This window comes from Mesorhizobium sp. M5C.F.Ca.IN.020.32.2.1, assembly GCF_004023105.1.
In the GTDB taxonomy this organism is placed as follows: Bacteria; Pseudomonadota; Alphaproteobacteria; order Rhizobiales; family Rhizobiaceae; genus Mesorhizobium; species Mesorhizobium wenxiniae.
This window is the reverse complement of the sequence record NZ_RZSX01000627.1, coordinates 1-3889: the sequence shown is the minus strand read 5'-3', so window position 1 is coordinate 3889 and position 3889 is coordinate 1. Positions and strand designations below refer to the sequence as shown.

Sequence of the window (3889 nt, the reverse complement as noted above, 5' to 3'; positions counted from 1 at the left end):
CCCGGCGGCCTCGGCGTTGCGAACATGCGCGACGATGATCGCCAGCGCCGCCGGCGTCATGCCTTCCATGCGTTGCGCATCGGCGATGGAGCGCGGCTGGCGCGCCAGCATCTTCTGCTTCAGCTCGTTGGACAGACCCGGAACAGAGGCAAAGTCCAGCGACGCGGGGATCAATCGGCTCTCCTCATTTCTGATCTGTGTGACATCGGCCTGCTGCCGGTCGAGATAGACCGAATATTTCGCCTCCGTTTCGAGGCGTTCGGCCGTCTTGGCGTTGATTGCCGCAAACTCCGGAGCAATTCGGGCCAGCCAGGCGACGTCGACGCCCGGATAGGCCAGCAACTCATAAGCGGAGCGGCGCACACCGTCCCTGTTGATTTCGAGCCCATGACGCGCCGCTTCGTTGGGGGTCATGGTCGTGCCAAGCGCAACCTTGCGCGCCTTTTCAAGGTCCTGGACGACATCGCCAAACCGATGCATCCGTTGCCGCGAGGCGATGCCGAGCTTCGTGGCCAGCGGCGTCAGCCGCTCATCGGCGTTGTCGGCCCGCAGCGACAGCCGGAACTCGGCCCGTGAGGTGAACATGCGGTAGGGTTCGGCGATGCCGCGGCTGGTCAAATCGTCCACCATCACCCCAATATAGGCCTCGGTGCGGCTGAGCACGATCTGATCGCTCGTCGATGCCTGCCGCGCGGCGTTGAGGCCAGCGAGCAGCCCCTGCGCGCCGGCCTCCTCGTAGCCAGTCGTGCCGTTGATCTGCCCGGCCAGGAAAAGGCCACCAATTAGCTTTGTTTCCAGCGTCGGCTTGAGCTCGCGCGGATCGACATGGTCATACTCGATGGCATAGCCGGGCTGCAGCATGGTTGCACGTTCAAGGCCTGGAATGGTCTTCAAAATGGCAAGCTGCACATCCTCGGGCAGCGACGTCGAAATGCCATTCGGGTAGACGGTGTCGTCGTCCAGCCCTTCCGGCTCGAGGAAAATCTGGTGGCCCTCGCGGTCGCCGAACTTAACGATCTTGTCCTCAATGGACGGGCAGTAGCGCGGCCCTACGCCTTCGATTGAGCCGGAATACATGGCGGAACGGCTCAGATTGGCGCGGATCAGCTCATGCGTCGCCGCGGTCGTGCGCGTGATGCCGCAATGGATCTGCGGGTTGTCGATGCGGTCCGTCATCAGCGAGAACGGCACCGGACGCTCATCCGCCGCCTGGCTCTCCAGCGACGCCCAATCGATCGTTCTACCATCCAGCCGCGGCGGCGTGCCGGTCTTCAGCCGCCCTAGCTTGAAGCCCGCGCGCGCCATGGTGGCGGACAGGCCGAGGCTGGCCTGTTCGTTCATGCGGCCGGCGACGATCTTCTTCTCACCGATATGGATCAGCCCGCGCAGAAAGGTGCCGGTCGTCAGCACCACGGCGCCACAGGCAAGCCTGCGACCACCCGTCAGCAGCGCGGCCGCGATGCGCCCATTGTCGATTTCGAAATCCAGAACCTCGCTCTCGACGACGTCGAGACTGGCCTGCTCGCGAATCGCCGCCTGCATGGCGAGCCGGTACAGCTTCCGGTCCGCTTGCGTGCGCGGCCCGCGCACGGCAGGTCCCTTACGGCGGTTGAGCAAACGGAACTGGATGCCGGCCGCATCGGCGACGCGCCCCATCAATCCGTCCATGGCGTCGATCTCGCGAACCAGATGCCCCTTGCCGAGCCCACCGATCGCCGGATTGCAGGACATGACGCCGATCGTCTCGAAGCGCAGCGTCACCAAAGCCGTTTTCGCGCCTGCGCGCGCGGCAGCGCTGGCCGCCTCGCAACCAGCATGGCCGCCGCCCACCACAACCACATCATAGCGATCGGTCATTTCAGAATCCCGAATTCAAGTCGACCGACACATGTCGCCGACAGCCTGCGCTGTCAAGGACGCTCGACGAATCGTTTCACGTGAAACAATGCAACTGATGCGCTGGCACTGCGGTCTTGGCGGGCGGCGACCAGTCCATCGCAGAGTATCGCAAACCTTCGGAGATTGACCAAGGTATCCCCCTTCGTCATCCTAGGGCGGAGCAGGGGCGAAGCGACGTCGCGGAGACCCTGGGATCCATGCCCTTATCTGACGGCCGCACCGGGACCCGAACAGACTGCCCGGCAGCGGCGTTGCGAATGAAACCGACATTTCCAAGCCGCCGCATTGTTCGGCTGGCGTTACGGCCATGGATCCTAGGGCCTATGCTCCCGCCTCGCGTTCGCTCCGCCCAAGCCATGGAGGGCCTACGCCGATCGCAGACGTGAGGGGCCGAGACCGGTCTCCTCCTGCCGCAACGCTCAGCGTTTCACGTGAATCACCCGAAGCCGGCCGGTCTGCAATGTTTCACGTGAGTCATTTGCCGATACAGAACTGCGCAAAGATGACGTCGAACATGTCCTCGACGTCGACGGCTCCGACAATCCGGCCGAGCCTATCCGCCGCAAGCCGCAATTCCTCGGCCCGCAGCTCCTGCCCGCGCTCACCACCTGTCACTGCCGCAAGCAGGAAGCGTTTCGTCTCGTTGAGAAGCTCGACGTGCCGCAGCCGCGACGGCAGGATATCGCCTACCTTGCCAATTTGCGCCGCGGCGCGATGGCCGATCTCCGCCAGCAACTCCGCCAGCCCCGTACCGTCCCTGGTCGAGATAACCGCATCATAAGGTGTCCCAAGCAAGGACGCCCGCGGCTTGCCTTGCAACAGATCGACTTTCGTCCCGACCCTCAATGATGGAACACCGGCCGGCAGTGCGCCCGCTGCAATCGGCTCCGCCATATCCTCCAGCACGAGCAGCAGATCGGCGGTTCCGGCCTTGCTCCTTGCCCTTTCGATTCCAATCGCCTCGATCCTGCCAGGCTTCTCCCGCAGACCGGCAGTATCCGTCACTCTTATGCGCATCCCCTCCAGGTCCAGCACCACTTCGAGCAGATCGCGGGTCGTACCGGGCTCTTCCGTGACGATCGCCGCCTCGCGCCGAGCCAGTGCGTTGAACAGGCTCGATTTGCCGGCATTCGGCGCGCCGAGGATGACGACCTCGAACCCATCGCGGATGATTTCGGCGGCCCGGAACCCCCGGACATGACGTTCGATCTCGTCGATCATCGCCCACACGTCCGACCAGACCATCTCTGCAACGGAACCCGGCACATCGTCTTCATCGGCAAAATCGATCTCGGCTTCGATCATCGCCCGCGCATGGATGAGCCGACGGCGCCAGCCCAAATAGAGCTCGCTCTGCACACCCTCGGCATTCTGAACGGCAAAGCGCCGCTGTGCCTCCGTCTCGGCGTTGACGAGATCGGCCAGCGCCTCGGTCTCGACCAGATCGACCTTGCCGTTAAGAAAGGCGCGGCGAGTGAATTCACCCGGCTCGGCATGCCTGACGCCGTCAAAGCCGGCGATCGTCTCCAGCATCTTTGCCACAACGGCGCGCCCGCCATGGACATGGAATTCGGCGATATCTTCGCCAGTGAAGCTGTTGGGGCCGGCAAAGAGAACGACCAGGCCGCTGTCCAGCACCGATCCGTCGGGCGTCCTGAACTTCCGATAGGTCGCAACACGGTTCTCAACCCTGGAACCGGCAATTATTTCGATAACGAATCGACTTTGTGGGCCGGAAATGCGGATCACGGCAACGCCGGCGGGCAGGCGACCGCTCGACAGGGCAACAATGGAATCACCTGAAATCATTTGCCGACCCAGCACAACCGCCCTAGCTTCGCTTATTCATCGACAATTGCCGAGTTATCGACCGTGACATTGCCCGCGCAAAATCTGCTTGCCGAAGAGGCCAGCCCCTATCTGCAACAGCATAGCGGCAACCCTGTGCATTGGCGGGCATGGTCGCCGGCGTCGCTCGCCGAAGCAAGAA

General features: G+C 63.3%; 3 protein-coding genes. 1 reads left to right on the top strand and 2 read right to left on the bottom strand.

Translation table 11 applies throughout. The annotated features are described in order from the left end of the window. Both mnmG and mnmE read right to left on the bottom strand, forming a co-directional pair. The coding region (gene mnmG, locus EOA86_RS25765) for a tRNA uridine-5-carboxymethylaminomethyl(34) synthesis enzyme MnmG (RefSeq protein ID WP_128344270.1) at window positions 1-1857 on the bottom strand (1857 nt) is incomplete at its 3' end. 516 nt (window positions 1858-2373) lie between these two features. Further along, window positions 2374-3708, bottom strand: coding sequence for a tRNA uridine-5-carboxymethylaminomethyl(34) synthesis GTPase MnmE (gene mnmE, locus EOA86_RS25760; protein ID WP_128344268.1), 1335 nt, complete (start codon window positions 3706-3708; stop codon window positions 2374-2376). A gap of 63 nt (window positions 3709-3771) precedes the next feature. On the opposite strand from mnmE, the gene EOA86_RS25755 reads away from it, so the two are divergent. Next, on the top strand, window positions 3772-3889 hold a 118-nt coding region (locus tag EOA86_RS25755), incomplete at its 3' end, for a DUF255 domain-containing protein (protein ID WP_128344267.1).